19 protein-coding genes and 1 pseudogene are annotated in these 18869 nt (G+C 65.8%); 18 read left to right on the top strand and 2 right to left on the bottom strand.

Translation table 11 applies throughout. From position 1 onward, the window contains the following. Window positions 1-85: 85 nt before the first annotated feature. Window positions 86-259, bottom strand: coding sequence for a Flp family type IVb pilin (locus ACH2CY_RS11060; RefSeq protein ID WP_395018972.1), 174 nt, complete (start codon window positions 257-259; stop codon window positions 86-88). A 500-nt stretch (window positions 260-759) separates the two neighbouring features. On the opposite strand from ACH2CY_RS11060, the gene ACH2CY_RS11065 reads away from it, so the two are divergent. From ACH2CY_RS11065 to ACH2CY_RS11150, 18 genes and pseudogenes are all read left to right on the top strand, one after another. Next, window positions 760-1701, top strand: coding sequence for a diguanylate cyclase domain-containing protein (locus ACH2CY_RS11065; RefSeq protein ID WP_395019034.1), 942 nt, complete (start codon window positions 760-762; stop codon window positions 1699-1701). 101 nt (window positions 1702-1802) lie between these two features. Beyond that, complete coding sequence (locus ACH2CY_RS11070; protein ID WP_395018974.1) at window positions 1803-2162, top strand: hypothetical protein; 360 nt, start codon at window positions 1803-1805, stop codon at window positions 2160-2162. A 79-nt stretch (window positions 2163-2241) separates the two neighbouring features. Further along, on the top strand, window positions 2242-3684 hold the full coding sequence (locus tag ACH2CY_RS11075) for a multicopper oxidase family protein (protein WP_395018976.1): 1443 nt from the start codon (window positions 2242-2244) through the stop codon (window positions 3682-3684). Window positions 3685-3703: 19 nt separating this feature from the next. Then, window positions 3704-4360, top strand: a complete 657-nt coding sequence (locus ACH2CY_RS11080; RefSeq protein ID WP_395018978.1) for a Spy/CpxP family protein refolding chaperone — start codon at window positions 3704-3706, stop codon at window positions 4358-4360. Between the two features lie 33 nt (window positions 4361-4393). Further along, window positions 4394-4528, top strand: a pseudogene (locus tag ACH2CY_RS11085) (DUF2933 domain-containing protein); the annotation flags it as partial. A gap of 18 nt (window positions 4529-4546) precedes the next feature. Next, complete coding sequence (locus tag ACH2CY_RS11090) at window positions 4547-5185, top strand: methyltransferase family protein (protein ID WP_395018980.1); 639 nt, start codon at window positions 4547-4549, stop codon at window positions 5183-5185. 185 nt (window positions 5186-5370) lie between these two features. Continuing rightward, entirely contained in the window at window positions 5371-5727 is a 357-nt protein-coding gene (locus tag ACH2CY_RS11095; protein ID WP_395018982.1) for a DMT family protein, read from the top strand. A gap of 104 nt (window positions 5728-5831) precedes the next feature. Further along, window positions 5832-6623 (top strand): Crp/Fnr family transcriptional regulator, encoded by a 792-nt coding sequence (locus tag ACH2CY_RS11100; RefSeq protein WP_395018984.1) that lies wholly within the window; start codon window positions 5832-5834, stop codon window positions 6621-6623. Further along, window positions 6620-7045 carry a cytidine deaminase gene (locus tag ACH2CY_RS11105; RefSeq protein WP_395018986.1) on the top strand — a complete coding sequence of 142 codons (426 nt, stop codon included), beginning with the start codon at window positions 6620-6622 and terminating at the stop codon, window positions 7043-7045. Before ACH2CY_RS11100 ends, ACH2CY_RS11105 begins: the two co-directional genes overlap by 4 nt. 80 nt (window positions 7046-7125) lie before the next feature. Continuing rightward, window positions 7126-7896: a class II aldolase/adducin family protein gene (locus tag ACH2CY_RS11110; protein ID WP_395018988.1), complete on the top strand. Its 771-nt coding sequence runs from the start codon at window positions 7126-7128 to the stop codon at window positions 7894-7896. Window positions 7897-8086: 190 nt separating this feature from the next. Then, complete coding sequence (locus ACH2CY_RS11115) at window positions 8087-9175, top strand: COX15/CtaA family protein (protein WP_395018990.1); 1089 nt, start codon at window positions 8087-8089, stop codon at window positions 9173-9175. Next, window positions 9172-10257 (top strand): CobW family GTP-binding protein, encoded by a 1086-nt coding sequence (locus ACH2CY_RS11120; RefSeq protein WP_395018992.1) that lies wholly within the window; start codon window positions 9172-9174, stop codon window positions 10255-10257. The genes ACH2CY_RS11115 and ACH2CY_RS11120 overlap by 4 nt, the downstream gene beginning before the upstream one ends. A gap of 145 nt (window positions 10258-10402) precedes the next feature. Next, a complete protein-coding gene (locus ACH2CY_RS11125) occupies window positions 10403-11569 on the top strand; it encodes an ABC transporter substrate-binding protein (RefSeq protein WP_395018994.1) in 1167 nt (388 codons plus the stop codon). A gap of 79 nt (window positions 11570-11648) precedes the next feature. Then, window positions 11649-12677, top strand: coding sequence for an ABC transporter ATP-binding protein (locus tag ACH2CY_RS11130; RefSeq protein WP_395018996.1), 1029 nt, complete (start codon window positions 11649-11651; stop codon window positions 12675-12677). 215 nt (window positions 12678-12892) lie between these two features. Continuing rightward, window positions 12893-15316 (top strand): EAL domain-containing protein, encoded by a 2424-nt coding sequence (locus tag ACH2CY_RS11135; RefSeq protein ID WP_395018998.1) that lies wholly within the window; start codon window positions 12893-12895, stop codon window positions 15314-15316. A gap of 148 nt (window positions 15317-15464) precedes the next feature. After that, window positions 15465-16373 (top strand): sulfotransferase domain-containing protein, encoded by a 909-nt coding sequence (locus ACH2CY_RS11140; RefSeq protein ID WP_395019000.1) that lies wholly within the window; start codon window positions 15465-15467, stop codon window positions 16371-16373. A 71-nt stretch (window positions 16374-16444) separates the two neighbouring features. Then, complete coding sequence (locus ACH2CY_RS11145; protein ID WP_395019002.1) at window positions 16445-17386, top strand: ABC transporter permease; 942 nt, start codon at window positions 16445-16447, stop codon at window positions 17384-17386. Beyond that, window positions 17376-18194, top strand: coding sequence for an ABC transporter permease (locus tag ACH2CY_RS11150; RefSeq protein ID WP_395019004.1), 819 nt, complete (start codon window positions 17376-17378; stop codon window positions 18192-18194). The genes ACH2CY_RS11145 and ACH2CY_RS11150 overlap by 11 nt, the downstream gene beginning before the upstream one ends. 6 nt (window positions 18195-18200) lie before the next feature. Here ACH2CY_RS11150 and ACH2CY_RS11155 read toward each other — a convergent pair whose 3' ends face one another. Beyond that, complete coding sequence (locus ACH2CY_RS11155) at window positions 18201-18701, bottom strand: hypothetical protein (protein ID WP_395019006.1); 501 nt, start codon at window positions 18699-18701, stop codon at window positions 18201-18203. Window positions 18702-18869: the final 168 nt, after the last annotated feature.

Consider the following 18869-nt stretch of genomic DNA (forward strand, 5'->3'; position numbering starts at 1 on the left):
AGAATTCAGGCAAATGAAAAGGCGGCCCTCCGCGAGGAGGGCCGCCCTGTTCATGCGCCGCAGGCGAGGCCGCGGCGTGACGCCGTTAGTTGGCCGCCGAGCTCAGCGTGCCACCGACGTTGTTGAACACGGTCTTCAGGCTGTTGCCGGTCAGCTGCAGCGCAGCGATGATGACAACGGAGATCAGGGCGGCGATCAGACCATATTCGATGGCGGTCGCGCCAAGATCCGACTTGAAGAACTTCTTCATGCGCTTCATCGGTCTCTCCTCGTAAAGCAGCGACCCGCACCATGCGGTCTCGCTTTGTCGGTCGCGGGCGACGTTCCCGTCTTCAGATCGCCTCCGGCCCACGTCACAAAGGATAAGCGTCCTTCCTGCGTCCACAAGTAAATCCGACGGCAGCGCCCACATGCTTATGTATTGATATGCATGAGCATTGCTGAATAATTAGTAAAGAACAATTGCCAAGTTTATATCGAATGCGGGTAAATATCGGGTAAACCTGTTAAGATGCTGTTTCGTATCGGAGATTCCGAAGCGAAACGCACCAGTAATCGCACCGAGAATACTGGCGAACTTCGTTCTGAATACGCGGGTATTTTTCCTAAAGGACCCCTCGAAAGTCCGATTTTCCGGGCTGACGACAATCGAGGCGGTTGCGGGCTCCCGGCGGCCCGTCCTTGGTCGTTGTTCCGGGGGGGCCGATCCGGTAGCCTCGCCCGACAACGCTAGCGGGGGCAGTCGAGTCGACGCCGTTGATGAATATTGTTGCGCAACAGTCGAGCACGGTCCTGGTGGTGGACGACACCGCCAATACGCTCGAGTTGATCAAGACCATGCTGGGCGGCGAGCACCGCGTGCTGACGGCCTCCGAGGCCGCCACGGGCATGAAGATCGCGCTCGCCGAGGAGCCGGACCTGATCCTGCTCGACATCCGCATGCCCGGCGTCGATGGCTATGAGTTCTGCAAGCAGCTGAAGGCCGATCCGGTCACCCGCGAGATCCCTGTCGTCTTCGTGACGGCGATGGACGAGGAGCGCGAGGAGGCCAAGGGCCTGGAGCTGGGCGCGATCGACTACATCACCAAGCCGCTGAGCACGCCGATCCTGAAAGCCCGGGTCCGCAACCACATCGACCTGAAGCGCCAGCGCGACCAGCTGCGGCGGCTTTCCGCGGTGGACGGCCTGACCGGGCTCGCCAACCGCCGGGCCTTCGGCGAGGCGCTGGAGAAGGAATGGCGCAGCGCCATCCGGCGTAACACGCCGATGTCGCTGCTGATGACCGATGTCGACGACTTCAAGCAGTTCAACGACGCCTACGGCCATCTGGCCGGCGACGAGGCTTTGCGCCGGGTCGCCAAGGCGCTGACCAGCGCCGCTTTGCGCCCGAACGACCTGGTCGCGCGCTACGGCGGCGAGGAATTCGTGATCCTGCTGCCCGATACCGGCGCCAACGAAGCGGCGCTGGTGGCCGACCGCCTGCTGCTCGCGGTCAGGCGCCTCGCCATTCCGCATGAGCATTCGCGCGGCTGGCAGTTCCTCAGCCTGAGCGTCGGCCTGGCCTCGGCGCGCCCCAGCCGCAACGTCGGCGCCAACGAGCTGCTGGATCTCGCCGACCGCATGCTCTACCAGGCCAAGAACAGCGGCCGGAACCGCGTCGTCACCGCCAACCTAGAGACGCCCGAGGAACCGGCGGCCTGAGAGCGGACTGCGATCGAGCACCGCACCCCGCGATCGTCATTTGCCTTTCCGTCGATGAGCGCCCATATCTAGGCGGACTTCGGCTGCCTGGACGCTCCTTGGTGTCACGTCTGCGTGGAAAACTGGCGCGCTGTCTCGCGCTCCTGGCCCTGCTGGCCGGCCTGATCGGCGCTGCGGCGCCGGGCTCGTTCGCAATGACGCCCGCCGATCCGGCGTCGAAACATGCCGCCATGGACTGCAACCAGGAGCGCCATGGTCCAGCGCCGGCCCGGCATCTTCCCGGTATCGACGCCTGCTGCATGGTCAATGTCTGTGCCATGACACTGGCACTGCCCGCGGCGCCCTCCGGCGTGAATGCCCAGGCGGCGTCGGAAACGCGGGGCTACGATCTCCATACGCTGCTGCAGCCGGCCAGCATCACCGCCGCCCCGCTGCCTCATCCCCCCAAGCCTTTCGCCTGAATCCATAGCGAACACATCGCACGATTCGATCCGCGGCAGAGCGCACGCGGACCCCTAGGCATTCGGTTGGATGAAACTCATGAATCAGAACTTTTCGCGACGCCGTTTCCTGGCGTCGACCGCGACGCTGGCTGCCGGCCTCGGCCTGGCGGGACTCCCCGCGCGCGCCGAGACGGGACAAGCGCTGCGCGCCGTGCGCCGGAGCATCGAGGTCAACGGCAAGGCGGCTTCGGTCTTCGGCCTGGTCGGGCCGGACGGCCGGCCGGGCCTCGCGCTCGATCCCAGTCAGCGCTTCAAGCTCGCCCTCGCCAACGAGATCGACGAGGCCCTGATCGTGCATTGGCACGGCCAGACGCCGAGCCCGGACCAGGACGGAGTCACCGACACCGGCTATGTGCAGCCGATCGCCGCGGGTGCGCGGCAGGCTTACGACTTCGCGCCGCGCAGCGGCACCCACTGGATGCATTCGCACCACGGGCTGCAGGAGCAGAACCTGATGGCGGCGCCGCTGATCGTCCGAACCGAGGACGACCGCCGGCGCGACGCGCAGGAGGTGGTCGTGCTGCTGCACGATTTCAGCTTCCGCGACCCGGCCGAGATCCTGGCCGGCCTCACCGGCGGCTCCGGCATGGCGATGGACCACGGAACGATGGATCACGGCAGCATGTCCAGCATGCCGGGCATGGACATGGGCGGCGGCGGCATGACGGGCATGGATCTCAATGACGTCGCCTACGACGCCTTCCTCGCCAATGACCGCACGCTCGCCGATCCGGAAATCTTCCAGGTCGAGCGCGCCGGCCGAGTGCATCTGCGGCTGATCAACGGCGCCACATCGACCGCTTTTTGGATCGATCTCGGCGCGCTCAGCGGCACGGTGATTGCCACCGACGGCAATCCGGTCAAGCCGGTCGAAGGTCGCCGCTTCCCGATGGCGCAAGGCCAGCGCCTGGACCTGCTGATCGAGCTGAAGGAGGCCGGCGCCTTCCCGATCCTGGCGCAGCGCGAGGGCGACGCGGCGCGCACCGGCTTCATCCTGGCGACGCCGGGCGCGGCGATCGCCAAGCTCGCCGACCAGGCCGAGCAGGCCGCGGCGCCGATCGACAACTTGCTGGAGGCGCGGCTGGTCGCGGCGTCACCGCTCGCCGCAAAGCCGGTCGATGTCACGCATCGCCTCAACCTCACCGGCGGCATGATGCCCTATCAGTGGTCGTTCGACGGCAGGACCTGGAAGGATCACCTGCCGCTCGCGGTGAAGCCCGGCCAGCGCGTCGCCGTCGAGCTGGTGAACCAGAGCATGATGGCGCATCCGATGCATCTGCACGGCCATCACTTCCAGGTCACGGCGCTGAACGGGAAGCCGCTCTCGGGCGCGGTCCGGGACACGGTCCTGGTGCCGGTGCAGGGAAGCGTGACGCTCGCCTTCGACGCGGACAATCCGGGCCGCTGGCTGTTCCACTGCCACAACCTCTACCACATGGCGACCGGCATGATGACCGAAGTCGCCTATGCCAACGCTTAACCCTGAAAGGAGCACAAACATGACCAGATTTGCTTTCTTGAAGGCGTTGCCGCTCATCGCCTTTGTCGCGCTCGCCGCCATGCCGGCATCGGCGCAAAGCACCGACGAGCATCATGACGATGCCGCGCCGCAGACCCTGCCGGCACCGACCCCCGGAATCCCCGGGCCGATGATGATGGACCCCGGAACCACCGGCGCACGGGGCCCAGGCATGGGCGGCATGATGCAGATGATGCAAATGATGCAGATGATGCAGTCGTCGCAGATGATGCAGATGACCCAGATGATGCAGATGATGCAGATGATGCAGATGATGCAATCAGGGCCGGGCTTGGCGGAGGCGACTCCGATGCAGCCGCGCCAGGATGTCGAGGTGCTGATCGCCGGCTACAAGCAGGCGCTCGGCATCACCGAGGCGCAGATGCCGCAATGGCAGGCCTTTGCCGAGAGCCTGCGGGCCGGCGCGAAGCTGATGCGCGATGCCGCGCCGGCCGGTGCCATGACCGGCCTTCCCACCGCTCCCGAGCAGTTGAAGAGCAAGGCGGCACTGCTGGCTGCGGAGAGCAAGGCGATCGCCGGAGCGCAGGAGGTGGCGGCGGCGCTCTACGCCGTCCTCACCGATGCGCAGAAGCGGCTGGCGGACCGGCTGATGGCCGATCATCTCGCAAGGATGTGACGCCATGACATCGCAACACGAAGGCCGCGCGGCGAGCACAGGGCGCATGTGGTGGGCGCTCTCCCTTGGCTGCTGCTGCTCGCCTGTCCGTTGATGCATCTCTTCATGCATCACGGCCATGGCAAGCACCGGCACCAGCCCGGACCCAGTCAGGGAGGAGAGCCATGACTGAGCAAGCACCGGCCTATGAATCTCTGGCTGCTGGTCGTGCTGAACGCGGCGGTGTTCATCATCTTCGCGTTCAGCTTCTCCCGGCCCAGCACGCCGCGCGACTGGCGTGCTTTCGGCGCCTTCAGCGCCTTCCTCGTCGCGCTGTTCACCGAGATATACGGCGTGCCGCTGACCATCTATCTGCTTTCCGGCCGGCTGCAGAGCCGATATCCCGGCATCGATCTGCTGTCGCACGACGCCGGGCATCTCTGGCTGACGCTGTTCGGGATCAAGGGCGACCCGCATTTCGGGCCGCTGCACATCGTCTCGGGCTTGGTCATTGCCGGCGGGTTCATCCTGCTTTCCGCCGCCTGGAAGGTGCTCTACCGGGCCCAGCAGCAGCATGCACTGGCGACCACCGGGGTCTATGGCCGAATCCGGCATCCGCAATACGCCGGCTTCATCCTGATCATGCTGGGCTTCCTGATCCAGTGGCCGACCGTCCTGATCCTGGTGATGTTCCCCCTGCTGGCCGCGATGTATGTCCGGCTGGCCCACCGCGAGGATGAAGACGCGGCGCGGACTTTCGGCTCGGCGTTCTTCGCCTATCTGGCCGCCGTCCCCGCCTGGTTCCCGCGGCTCACTGGCCGGTGGCCCGGCATGCAGGGATTGTAGCCCGGACCGGGATGCCGACCGGGGGTCGCACTACGCCGTGCGACCCCACGCCCCGCCGATCCGGCCGACGGTTCGCGGGCAGCCGCGCGTTTCAGCATGGGTGCCCCGATGCCGCGGCCCCTGCCGGGCAGGGCGGGAACGTGGTAACTCGCCCGTCCCGCCGCACCAACCGCCCCGGATCCCCCATGTTCGCCAATGCCCTGACCGCGCCGCTGACGCCGATCGCGCTGCTGCTCTGCTCCAACGTGTTCATGACCTTCGCCTGGTACGGCCACCTGAAGTTCAAGGAAGTGCCGCTCTGGACCGTGATCCTGGTCAGCTGGGGCATCGCCTTCGTCGAATACTGTTTCGCGGTTCCCGCCAACCGCTATGGCAGCGCGATCTACTCGCCGGCGCAGCTGAAGACCATCCAGGAGATCGTGACCTTGGTGGTGTTCGCGATCTTCTCCTGGCTGTACCTAGGCGAGACCATTAGGTGGAATCACTTAGTCGGTTTTGCTTTCCTTTGTGCCGCCGCCTACTTCATCTTTAAGAGATGGTAGGACCCACCCGGTAGATTTGCCGCAGGTCCATTGCCTTGACTTGACCCTTATCAAGGGACGATGAAAGGCCTGAAGATGCGGGGCAAGCCTCCCGGGAGCCATGGATGAAGCTGGTCGTCGGCAATAGCTGCGCCCGCCATGAGATCGCTGCGGTGCCGGAGGACTGCGCGCAATGCGCGGTCCGCGAGATCGCGGTTTGCACGGCGCTCTCCGCGCCGGAGCTGGAGCGGCTGCGCTCAATCGCCGTCACCAAGCTCTTCGAGCCGGGCAGCACCTTGTTCGCGGCGGACGAGGCCGCGACCCTGGTCGGCACCGTGGTCCAGGGCACCATCAAATGCTTCAAGCTGCTGGCCGACGGCCGGCAGCAGATCATCGGTTTCCTGTTTCCCGGCGACTTCATCGGCTCGCCGACCCAGGAAACCACGCACGGCTTCGCCGAGGCGCTGACCAAGGTTGAGCTCTGCCTGTTCCCTTTTCCGGCGATCCAGCGGCTGATCCACGAGATGCCCAATCTCGAGCGCCGGCTGCTGACGCTCGCCAATGAAGATCTCGATCTCGCCCGGGAATGGATGCTGCTGCTCGGCCGCAAGACCGCCCAGGAGCGGCTCGCGACCTTCCTGCTGCTGCTGGCCCAGAAGGCAAAGGCGCGGGGCATCGACGCCAACGGAATCGGAGGGGGGGCGATCGACCTGCCGATGAACCGCAGCGAGATCGCCGACTATCTCGGGCTCTCGCTGGAGACGGTGTCGCGCCAGTTCACCAAGCTGAAATCCTCCGGCCATATCCGGATCGAGCACAACAACGCGATCACGATCCGCAACCTCGACGGATTGATCGAGATCGCCGAGGGAATGGCCGAGCGGCCGACCCAGCGGTCGACCCAGGGAGTTCAATGAGCAAGCCCGGCGTCTCCGCCGACGATCATGCCCTGATCGACGCCGCGGTCGAGCTCATCACGGCCCGCTATCGCGAGAACCGGCACCACATCGCCGCCGCGGTGCGCGGCAAGAGCGGCAGGATCTATACCGGCATCCATCTCGACACCTATGTCGGCCGTGCCTCGGTCTGCGCCGAAGCCGTCGCCCTCGGCCAGGCGATGAGCGCCGGCGAGACCGAGATCGATGCCATCGTCTCGGTCCGGCATCCGCGGCCGCGCGAGCAGCACCGCGAGCCGCAGCTGGTCTCGCCCTGCGGCATCTGCCGCGAAATGCTGAACGACTTCGCGCCCGGCGCCGCCGTTCTGCTCGACGGCGGCGAAGGCCTCCACCGCCGCCCGGTCGAGGCGCTGCTGCCCGACAAGTATCGCCGCAAGCCCTAGATTTCCTCGCCGTGCCGGGAGTTGCATCCCGGCATTGGATATGCGGGAATCCCTCGAATTTTCAGTTCGAGGACAGGCCCATGAACGTCCAGACCCCCGCCCCCCAGAATCCCGGATGCAGCGCCGAGGAATGGCGGCTGCGAGTCGATCTCGCCGGCTGCTACCGGATCTTCGAGCATCTCGGCTGGAGCGAGACGATCATGAATCACATCACGGTCCGGGTGCCCGGGCCGGAGCATCATTTCCTGATCAATCCCTACGGCCTCACCTATGACGAGGTCACCGCCTCGAACCTGGTGAAGATCGATCTCCAGGGCAAGATCGTCGGCCATTCCGACTGGCCGGTGAACCCGGCGGGCTTCGTGATCCACAGCGCGGTCCATGCCGGACGCGAGGACGCGATCTGCATCGCCCATACCCACACCACCGCGGCCCAGGCGGTCTCGATGAAGGCCAACGGCCTCAACCTCAATTCGATCTATGCCTCGCAGTTCGTCGGCCGCATCGGCTATCACGATTTCGAGGGGCTCTCGCTTTACGAAGGCGAGAAGGAGCGCATCCTCGCCAATCTCGGCGCGAAGAACACGGTGCTGATCATGCGCAACCACGGCGTCCTGACCGTCGGGCGCTCGATCGGCGAGGCGTTCTGGAACATGTGGCGCTTCCAGCGCGCGGCCGAGGTGCAGCTGGCGGCCGAATCCATGGCCGGTCCGGACAACCTCATTTCCGATGAGGTGCGGAAGCGCTGCCAGAAAGACGCCGACAATTTCGGACCGAACAGCGTCAGCGAGAACATCTTCCGCGCCCTGCTGCGCAAGGTGCATCGCATCGATCCCAGCTTCGAGGGCTAGATAGAACCTTTCTGGGGCACCCCCTCCCAACCCTCCCCCGAAGACGGGGGAGGGCTTTGCGCCGCGCTTGCTTCTCCCTCCCCCGTCTTCGGGGGAGGGCTGGGGTGGGGGTGCCACAAATTCGTTGCGGGGCCATTTGCCGCGTCGCCAGCGGTGGCAATCCAGCCAAATCCGGCTATGTTCCGCCGCCATGACTGAAGTTTTCACCTCGCCCCGACTGGCTGACTCCGGCGCGGCGCCGCGCGAAGGCCATGACCGCGCCGTCGGCCTCTGGCTGCTCGCCTGCGCCGCCATGATCTTCGCGATGGTGCTGCTGGGCGGCATCACGCGGCTCTCGGGCAGCGGGCTTTCCATCATGGAATGGAAGCCGATCATGGGCGCCCTGCCGCCGATGAGCCATGCCGAGTGGGAGCGGGTCTTCGCGCTCTACCGCGGGATATCGCAATACAAGAACGTCAACCACGGCATGAGCCTCGCCGAGTTCCAGGGCATCTTCTGGTGGGAATGGAGCCACCGGCTCTGGGGCCGCTTGATCGGCGTGGTCTTCTTCCTGCCTTTTCTCTGGTTCCTTGCGAAAGGTTATCTGCGCAAAGCCTGGGCGCCGAAGCTCGGCGCGATCTTCCTCCTCGGCGCGCTGCAGGGCGGGATCGGCTGGTACATGGTGGCGAGCGGCTTCGAGGATCGGGATGCCGTCAGCCAGTATCGCCTGGTGCTGCATCTCGGCCTGGCGCTGGTCATCTATGCGCTGATCCTCTGGGCGGCGCTCGATCTCCTGCAGCCGCGGGCGATCGGCGGCAGCGCCGCGACCGCGCGGCCGCTCAAGCGCCACGCGATCCTGGTGCTGGTGCTGGTCGCGGTCGAGCTCACGCTGGGCGGCCTGGTCGCCGGCCTGCATGGCGGCCTCATCTACACCGACTTCCCGCTGATGAACGGCGACCTGGTGGCGCCCGATGTCTTCGCACTCTCGCCCTGGTGGGCGAATGTCACCGAGAATCCCGGCGGAGCGCAATTCCTGCACCGGATCGGCGCGCTGCTGGTGACGATCGCGCTGCTGACCCTGGTCTGGCGCGCCTGGCGCATCGCGGTGCCGGACCCCGTCCGCACCCGCATGCTGTTGCTGCTGCTGGCGCTGATCCTGCAGGTCGGGCTCGGCATCAGCACCTTGGTCCTAGTCGTGCCGCTGCCGCTCGCGGTCGCGCATCAGGGTGGCGCCGTGATCCTGTTGAGTGCGACACTCTTTGCCCTGCATGGGTTGAAGCGGATGGAAGCCGAAGCATGAGCGACGCGCCCTCGACGGAGCGGATTCCGGTTTCGGTGATCACCGGCTTTCTCGGCTCCGGCAAGACCACGCTGCTGAAGCACCTGTTGCCCCAGCCCGCCATGGCCGACACCGCCGTCGTCATCAACGAGTTCGGCGAGATCGGGCTCGACCACCTGCTGGTCGAGAACTCCAGCGACGACACAGTGGTGCTTTCCAGCGGCTGCCTCTGTTGCACCATCCGCGGCGACCTGGTGGACACCTTGCGCAGCCTGTTCCTGCGCCGGCGCAAGGGGGCGATCCCGCAGTTCAAGCGCGTGGTCATCGAGACCACCGGTCTCGCCGATCCGGCGCCGGTGCTCCACACGCTTATGCAGGACCCGCTGGTCTCGGAATGCTACCGGCTGGACGGCGTGATCACCACGGTCGATGCGGTCAACGGCATGGACCAGCTGGACAAGCAGATGGAATCGGTGAAGCAGGCCGCGGTCGCCGACCGGCTGCTGCTCACCAAGAGCGATCTCGCGCCGGGCGCCAAGGTCGAGGCGCTGCAGGAACGCTTGCGGAAGCTCAACCCGGCCGCGCCGATCCGCCCGATCCAGGATGGCCGGATCGATGCCGCGGAACTGCTGAATGCCGGGCTCTATAACCCGGAGACCAAGAGTCTCGACGTGCGGCGCTGGCTGAAAGCCGAGGCCTATTCGGAAGATCATCACGGACACGATCACCATGGGCATGCCCACGGTCACGGGCACGACCATGGCCAGGACCCGCATGACGTCAACCGCCACGATTCGCGGATCGCGGCTTTCGCGCTGGACTGGGACCAGCCGCTGGACTGGTCGGTTTTCGTGGAATGGATCGAGATGCTGATCACCGGCCATGGCGAGAACCTGCTGCGGTTGAAAGGCATCCTGAACGTCGCCGGCGAGGATTCGCCGATTGCGATCCACGGCGTGCAGCATCTTTTCCACCCGCCGATCGCGCTGCCCGCCTGGCCGGATTCCGACCGGCATTCGCGCATCGTGTTCATCACGCGCGACATCGCCCGCGGGACCATCGAGACCTCGTTCAAGAGCTTCTTCGCGCCGAAAGCGGGCTGATTTCGCGCCGGCAAAGGGGTACAAAAGCCCCCTATTCAAGACCGTAGGCGCCGGGCTACCGTTTCGTCAGGTTGCTGCACGCGAACGCAGTGAGAACGTCGCGGCGGCAGCCGAATAATCGAACCCAATGAACGGGGAGAGGGAAATGTCTCGTTTCAGCAAACTTGCACTGATGACCGCCGCGGGCATCGCCGTCGGCGCGACTTTCGCACAGGCTGATATGCTGCAGAAGGTCGGCGCCGGCGAAGGCGAGGTCGCGATCGTGGCCTGGCCGGGCTATATCGAGCGCGGCGAAAGCGACAAGGCCTATGACTGGGTGACCGGCTTCGAGAAGGAAACCGGCTGCAAGGTGACGGTGAAGATCGCCGCCAGCTCGGATGAGATGGTCACGCTGATGAACGGCGGCGGCTACGACCTGCTGACGGCGTCGGGCGACGCCACCATGCGGCTCATTCGCGGCGGCACGGTCCAGGAGATCAACACCGCGCTCCTGCCCGGCTATTCCACCATCGACCCGCGGCTGCAGAACGCGCCCTGGCACACGGTCGACGGCAAGCATTACGGCACCTCCTGGCAATGGGGGCCGAATGTGCTGATGTACAACACCGCGGCCTTCAAGGAAGCGCCGAAGTCCTGGGACGTCGTCTTCAAGGAGATGACCCTGGCCGACGGCAAGTCCAACAAGGGCCGGGTCGAGGCCTATGGCGGCCCGATCTACATCGCCGATGCGGCGCTCTATCTCATGAAGCACAATCCCGATCTCGGCATCACCGATCCCTACTATCTCGATGAGAAGCAGTTCGCCGCCGCGGTCGATCTGCTGAAGGGACAGCGCCAGCTGGTCGCCAAGTATTGGACCGACTACACGGCGCAGATGGACGACTTCAAGAACGAGGGCATCGTCGCCGCGACCTCCTGGCCGCTGCAGGTGAACCTGCTCTCGGGCGACAAGGACGCCAAGATCAAGGTCGCCGGCACGGTCCCGGAGGAAGGCGCCACCGGCTGGTCGGATACGACCATGATGGCGGCCAATGCGCCGCATCCCAATTGTTCCTATCTCTGGCTGGAGCATTCGTTGCAGCCGAAGACGCAGGCCGACGTCGCGGCCTGGTTCGGCAGCGTCCCGGCGGTCCCGGCGGCCTGCAAGGGCCAGGAGCTGCTGGGCGACGGGGGCTGCGCGGCCAACGGCGCCGATCTCTTCGACAAGCTCCACTTCTGGAAGACGCCGATCAAGGATTGCGGCGGCGGCCGGACCTGCGTCGACTACAAGACCTGGACCGAGGCCTTCAACGGCATCCAGAGCGGCCAATAATCTGATATGATCTGAGCGCGGGCGGGCCCATCATTCGGCTGGGCCCGCCCGTTCTGTTTTGGGGGTTCTGAAAGACATCATGGCGAATGGACAAAGCGTCGCGGTCTCGTTCCGCAACGTATCGCGCCACTACGGCGCGGTGAAGGCGGTTGACGACGTCGGCTTCGAGATCAAGGACGGCGAGTTCTTCGCCATGCTGGGCCCGAGCGGCTCCGGCAAGACCACCTGCCTCAGGCTGATCGCCGGTTTCGAGCAACCGACCAGCGGCACGGTCGCGATCCACGGCCAGGACGTCACCGGCATCCCGCCCTATGATCGCGATGTCAACACCGTGTTCCAGGATTACGCGCTGTTCCCGCACATGACCGTGCTGGAGAATGTCGGCTACGGCCTGATGATCCGCAAGGTGCCGAAGGCGGAGCGGGTGCAGCGCGCCGAGGAGATGCTCAGCATGGTGGCGCTCAGCGGCTTCGGCGGCCGCAAGCCTTCGCAGCTCTCCGGTGGCCAGCGCCAGCGCGTCGCCCTGGCGCGCGCGCTGGTGAACCGGCCGAGCGTGCTGCTGCTGGACGAGCCGCTGGGCGCACTCGACCTGAAGCTGCGCGAGCAGATGCAGGTCGAATTGAAAGCCATCCAGCGCCGGGTCGGGATCACCTTCATCTACGTGACGCACGACCAGGGCGAGGCGCTCTCGATGAGCGATCGGGTCGCCGTGTTCAACCACGGCAAGATCGAGCAGATGGCCGCGCCGACCGAGCTCTACGAGCAGCCGCGGACCGCCTTCGTCGCCGGCTTCGTCGGCATCTCCAACCTGGTCGGCGGCGCGCTGGCCGAGCGGCTGACCGGCGCCGCGACGCCGGTTTCGGTCCGGCCGGAGAAGATCCACCTGGAATCCGCGCAAGCCGCGGCGCCGGCCGAAGCGCAGACCGTCACCGGGGTGGTTTCCGGCATTCTCTATCTCGGTGCGAGCACGCGCTACCTGGTGGTGCTGGAGGGCGGCGGCGAACTGACCGTGCTGCTGCAGAATCGCGATGCGCATTTCGCCCCGGCCCAGGGCGATGCGGTCCGGCTGTGGTGGGAAGCCCGGCACCTGATGCGCTTTCAGTCCTGACACGGCACCAGTCTTTCTCGAAAACCCAACTTCGCGTGTGAGCGATGCCGCTAGGCCGCCGGGTTTAACCATCCTATAATGGCTCCAAGCCTAGAACGGGGGCGATTACAGCTATCGGGTTGAAGGGCAACGACTTTGCGCCCTTCGGACTCGGGTGGACCTGAGGACCGCCCGCGCCCAGGGGCCGAGCGGAGTCGGCGGAGGAACCGTCCGGAATGCTCCAAATCTATAACAGCATCACCCAGCAGCACGACCTCCGGTTGGTGATCGTCGCGGGGTTCATCTGTTTCCTGGCGGCGTATACCGCGTTCAGCCTGATCGGCCGCGCCATCGAATCCGGGCCGAAGGCGCGGGTCTGGTGGATCGGCGCCGGCGCGGTCGCCACCGGCAGCGGCGTCTGGGCCACCCATTTCATCGCCATGATCGCGTTCCAGCCGAACATGTCGGTCGGCTACACGCTCGGCCCGACGCTGCTCTCGATCCTGGTCGCGATGCTGGTCTCCGGGTTGGGCCTGGCGGTCTCGATGATGCGCAAGATCGGCATGCCGCTGCTGGGCGGCGCCATCATCGGCGCCGGCATCGGCGCGATGCACTACGTCGGCATGACGGCGTTGGCGGTGCCGGGTATCGTCGACTACGACAAGAGCTATGTCGTCGCCTCGCTGCTGATCGGCATCCTCGGCGGCGGCATCGCCGCGGTGGTCGGCCTGCGCAAGTTCGACACCACCCATCGCTTGAGCGCCGCAATCCTGCTGACCCTGGCGATCTGCGGCCTGCATTTTACCGGCATGGCCGGCGCCTCGATCACCCCCGACCCCACCGTTCCGGTGCCGGAGCAGGCAGTCTCGCCGATCGCGCTGGCGATCGCGGTCACTGCCGTCACCTTGATGGTGCTCTGCTTCAGCCTCGCGGGTTCGATCCTCGACGAGCATCTGGTCAGCCGCTCGGCCAAGGAGGCGGAGCGCCTGGCCGCCAGCGAGACCCGGTTCCGCGCGCTCACCGAGGCGACCTTCGAAGGCATCCTGATGCATCAGGGCGGCCGCATCGTCGATACCAACCGATCGATGGCGGAGCTGATGGGTGTGCCGCAGGAGGCGCTGGTCGGCCGCGATATCATGGACTGCGTCGCCGATACCAGCCGGCCGATGCTCCGGAAATATATCAGCGACGACATCGACGCGGCCTGCGAGATCGAGCTCAAGCATGCCGACGGGACGCTGATTCCGGCCGAGGTGCTGGCCCGCACCATCCGCACCGAGCACGGCAACGGGCACGACACCAGGGTGCTGGCGGTCCGCGACATCCGCGAGCGCAAGGAGGCGGAAGAGCGGATCCGCCACATGGCGCATCACGACGCGCTGACCGGCCTGCCCAACCGGCGCATGTTCATGGACCGCCTGACCCAGGTGCTGGCGCGCAGCAAGCGCGACGGCACCACGGTCGCGGTGCTCTGCCTCGACCTCGACCGCTTCAAGCATGTGAACGACCTCGGCGGCCACGCTGCCGGCGACGAGCTGCTGCGCCAGGTGGCCAAGCGCCTCGGCGACAGCATCCGCACCGAGGACACCGCGGCCCGCCTGGGCGGGGACGAGTTCGCCGTGATCCAGGTCGGCGTCGCCCATCCCGACGGCCCCGGCATCATGGCCGAGCGCATGGTGAAGGCGATCGGGCGGTCGTTCGACCTCGGCGGCCAGCAGACCATGATCGGCACCTCGATCGGCATCGCGCTCCATCCCGGCGACGGCGAGGAAGGCGAGGACCTGGTGCGCGCCGCCGACACCGCGCTCTACCGCGCCAAGGAAGCCGGCCGCGGCACCTTCCGCTTCTTCGAGGCGGAGATGGATGTCCGCTTGCAGGAGCGCCGGCTGCTGGAGCGCGACCTGCGCCAGGCCTTGGCGGAGGAACAGCTGCGCGTCCACTACCAGCCGCTGGCCGATTGCGGCGGCGGCAAGATCGTCGGCTTCGAGGCGCTGCTGCGCTGGACCCATCCGGAGCGCGGCCCGATCTCGCCGGCGCAGTTCATTCCGCTGGCCGAGGAATGCGGCCTGATCATGCCGCTGGGCGCCTGGGTGATGCGCCGCGCCTGCTCCGACGCCGCGACCTGGCCCAAGGACAAGCTGGTGGCGGTCAACCTCTCGCCGGCCCAGTTCCGCCATGCCGATCTCGCCAACGAGATCCTGAAGGTCCTCAAGGAGACCGGGCTGCCGGCCGAGCGGCTTGAGCTGGAAGTAACCGAGAGCCTGCTGATCGACGACCCGGACCGGGTGCTGGCGACACTGATGGTCCTGAAGGATGCCGGCGTGCGGATCTCGCTCGACGATTTCGGCACCGGCTATTCGAGCTTGAGCTACCTGCAGCGCTTTCCGTTCGACAAGATCAAGATCGACCGCTCCTTCGTCGCGCAGATGGAGAAGAACGCGGATTCGATGTCGATCATCCGCGCCGTCATCGCGCTCGGCAAGTCGCTCAGGATCAAGGTGACCGCCGAGGGCGTGGAATCCGCCGCCCAGCTCAACCTGCTGCAGCAGGAGAATTGCGACCTGGTGCAGGGCTACCTGCTCGGCAAGCCGATGGCCAAGGAAGACCTCGGCACCTTGCTGACTGTGGCGTCGGCGACCCACGGCGCGCCGGTCGCCTGACCGCCGCTATCGATAACGCGAGGACTCCGCGCCCAACCGTGTGACGCCCATCTCACCCGGCTGCATCCAGGCTTGCCCGAGCTGCGAAGAAGAGAGATTGAGGCGCCCAGCCGTTGTGGGACGCGGAAATCTCAGTTCGAGGGCAGCTATGAATTTGATGACGCCGATCACCTGGCCGGTGAAGCGCCGGGAGATGCACAACCACCACATGGACTCCACGGTCTGGAACAATTTCAAGTTCCGCAACGACGACGTGATCGTCGCGACTTACGGCAAGTCGGGGACCACCTGGACCCAGCAGATCGTGTCGCAGCTGATCTTCAACGGCGCCGAGGGGATCGATGTGCCGGCGCTCTCGCCCTGGGTCGATCTCCGCATCATGCCGAAGGCGGCGATCGACGGGCTCGAGTTGCAGGAGCATCGCCGGGTGCTGAAGACCCATCTGCCGGTCGATGCGCTGGTATTCTCGCCGAAGGCCAAATACATCTACATCGGCCGCGACGGGCGCGATGCGATCTGGAGCCTGTTCAATCACCACGTCAACGCGACCGACGCCTTCTTCGCCGCCTTCAACGACTGCCCGGGCCGCCAGGGGCCGCGGCTGGAGCGCGGCGCCAACGACCCGCACGCCTTCTTCACCCGCTGGTTCGAGCAGAACGGCGAGCCGTATTGGCCGTTCTGGGAGAACATCCGCTCCTGGTGGGAGATCCGCCACCTGCCCAACGTGCTCATGCTGCATTTCAACGACATGAAGCGCGACCTGCCGGGCGCGATCCGCCGGATCGCCGATTTCCTGGACATCGGGATCGACGAGGCGATCATGCCGCAGATCGTTCACCACTGCAGCTTCGACTACATGAAGGCCCATGCCGAGAAGGTGGCGCCGCTGGGCGGCGTGCTATGGCAGGGCGGCGCCCAGACCTTCGTCAACAAGGGCACCAACGGCCGCTGGCGCGACACGCTCTCGGCCGAGGAGGTCGAGGCCTACGAGGCCAAGGCGCTGGCCGAGCTCGGCGCCGACTGCGCCTGGTGGCTGGCCATGGGCGACGGCCGCTGAGCCGATAACAGCTTGACCCCTGGAGCGAGCCCGCGCTCAATAGCACGGGATTCGACTCCGGGGACCTGATCTTGCCCGCCGCCACGGCCACCGACACCGCGCCTTCGCTGCTGCACCGCCTTTCCACCGCGCTTTACGTGCGGCCGCGGCTGCTGCTGCTCCTGCTGCTGTTGCCGCCGCTGCTCTGGCTCGGCATCATCTACCTGGGGTCGCTGTTCTCGCTGCTGGCGCAGAGCTTCTTCTCGGTCGACGATTTCACGGGCAAGGTGGTCTACACGCCGACCCTGGCGACCTATGCCGGCCTGTTCAACGACACCAGCATCTCGGTGATCCGCCGGACCTTGCTGACCGCGGCGGTGGTGACGGTGTTCTGCGCCGCGATCGCCTTCCCGCTCGCCTACTACATGGCGCGCTATGCCGGGCCGCGCGCCAAGGCGGTGTTCTATATCGCGGTCATGCTGCCGCTCTGGTCGAACTACCTGGTCAGGGTCTATGCCTGGAAGCTGATCCTGGCCAAGGAAGGCGCGGTCACCTGGCTGCTGGCGCATCTTGGCCTGCAGGGATCGCTCGACTGGGTGCTGGCGACGCCGGATGTCGGCGGCGCCTCGCTCGGCACCTCGATGATCGGCACCACCATCGTCTTCGTCTATATCTGGCTGCCCTACATGGTGCTGCCGGTCCAGGCGGCGCTGGAACGGGTGCCCAGGTCGCTGATCGAGGCTTCGAGCGACCTCGGCGCCCATCCCCGCGACACCTTCCGCCGGGTGATCCTGCCGCTCTCGATCCCCGGCGTCGCCGCCGGCTCGATCTTCACCTTCTCGCTGACCCTCGGCGATTACATCATCCCGAACATGGTCGGCTCGTCGCGGCCCTTCATCGGCCAGCTGGTCTATCAGTATCAAGGCACCGCCTCGAACCTGCCGCTCGCGGCGGCGTTTGCCGTGGTACCGATCGTGATCATGGCGCTCTATCTTTCCGCCGCCAAACGCCTCGGTGCCTTCGATGCGCTCTGATACGGGCAAGGCAGGAGCAGGCTGGGGCCTGACCGCGGCGGCTTGGTTCGGCGTCCTGTTCCTGAACGTGCCGATCCTGTTCATCATCCTCTACTGCTTCACCACCGACGACCGGTCCTACGGCTTTCCACCGCCGGGCCTGACCACCGAATGGTTCGGCAAGGCCTTTGCCCGCCAGGACCTCTGGGCGGCGCTCGGCCTGTCGCTGCGCGTCGCCTTCATCTCGATGACGATCGCGCTCGTCCTCGGCACGCTGGCGGCGGCGGCGATGTACCGGTTCCGGTTCTTCGGCAAGGAGACGGTGACCCTGCTGATCCTGCTGCCGATCGCGCTGCCCGGCATCGTGACCGGCATGTCGCTGCGCGCCGCCTTCGACATCGCCGGAATGCCGTTCAGCTTCTGGACCCTGGTGCTCGGTCACGCGACCTTCTGCGTGGTGGTGGTCTACAACAACGTGATCGCCCGGCTGCGGCGCTCCTCGCCGGCGCTGGTCGAGGCCTCGATGGACCTGGGCGCCAACAGCTTCCAGACCTTCCGCTACGTGATCCTGCCGAACCTGGCGACCGCCCTGCTGGCCGGCGGCATGCTGGCCTTCGCCCTCTCCTTCGACGAGATCATCGTGACCACGTTCACGGCCGGCAACCAGAACACCCTGCCGATCTTCATCCTGAAGGAATTGTCCCGCCCGCATGACCGCCCGGTGACCAATGTCGCGGCGGTCATGGTCATGGTGATCACCTTCGGCCCGATCCTGCTCGCCTATTACCTGACCCGCGACACCCAGGACGTGGCCGGCAGCGGCAAGTAGCCGGCGTCAGCGCGGCAGCTGCTGCAGGTAGATGATCGTGAGGGCAGCGGCGCCGACGATCACCAGGATCATGAAGCCCAGCACCACGAAGCGGCGCAGGCTCGCCTCGCGCCCGGACGACATGCCGCGGATCGAGCGCGAAAGATTGGAGAACCGCGCCATGATGCGCACCAGCTTCTCGCGCTCGGTGTTCTGCCAGAACTGATAGAAGACGATCAGGTAGATTGCGGCAAGGGCGATCACCACCGCCAGGAACTGCGCCAGACGAAAAAGAAAGTCATCTTCGGAGACATGCGCGCCGAGCACGCCCAATCCGAAAATCGCCACCAGGCCGATCGCCATCGAGCGCCATTGCTGCAACTTGCCGAAGCGGCTGGTCTTCACTGCCTCGTGGTAGAACATCAGCATCTCGGCATGGGTGCGCTCGTCGAGCTCGCTCGCCACCAAAGGCTCTTCGGCTTCGCCTTCGGCCTCAGGCTCGGTCTTCTCGGTTTCCGGTTTCGCCATCGTTGCGTTCCTCCACAAAAAAATCTTGCCCCGGAACGGTTAACAAGGTGCGAAGACCACGCATTTGCCTAAAAAGCCGCGGATCGGCGCCGGATGACAGATCTTCCAAGCGTTTCAAGAGAACCACCGCAGCGATAGGGCGCGATGCATCGTACTGTATGCAACCAT

The organism is Dongia sp., assembly GCF_041905885.1.
Lineage (GTDB): Bacteria > Pseudomonadota > Alphaproteobacteria > Dongiales > Dongiaceae > Dongia.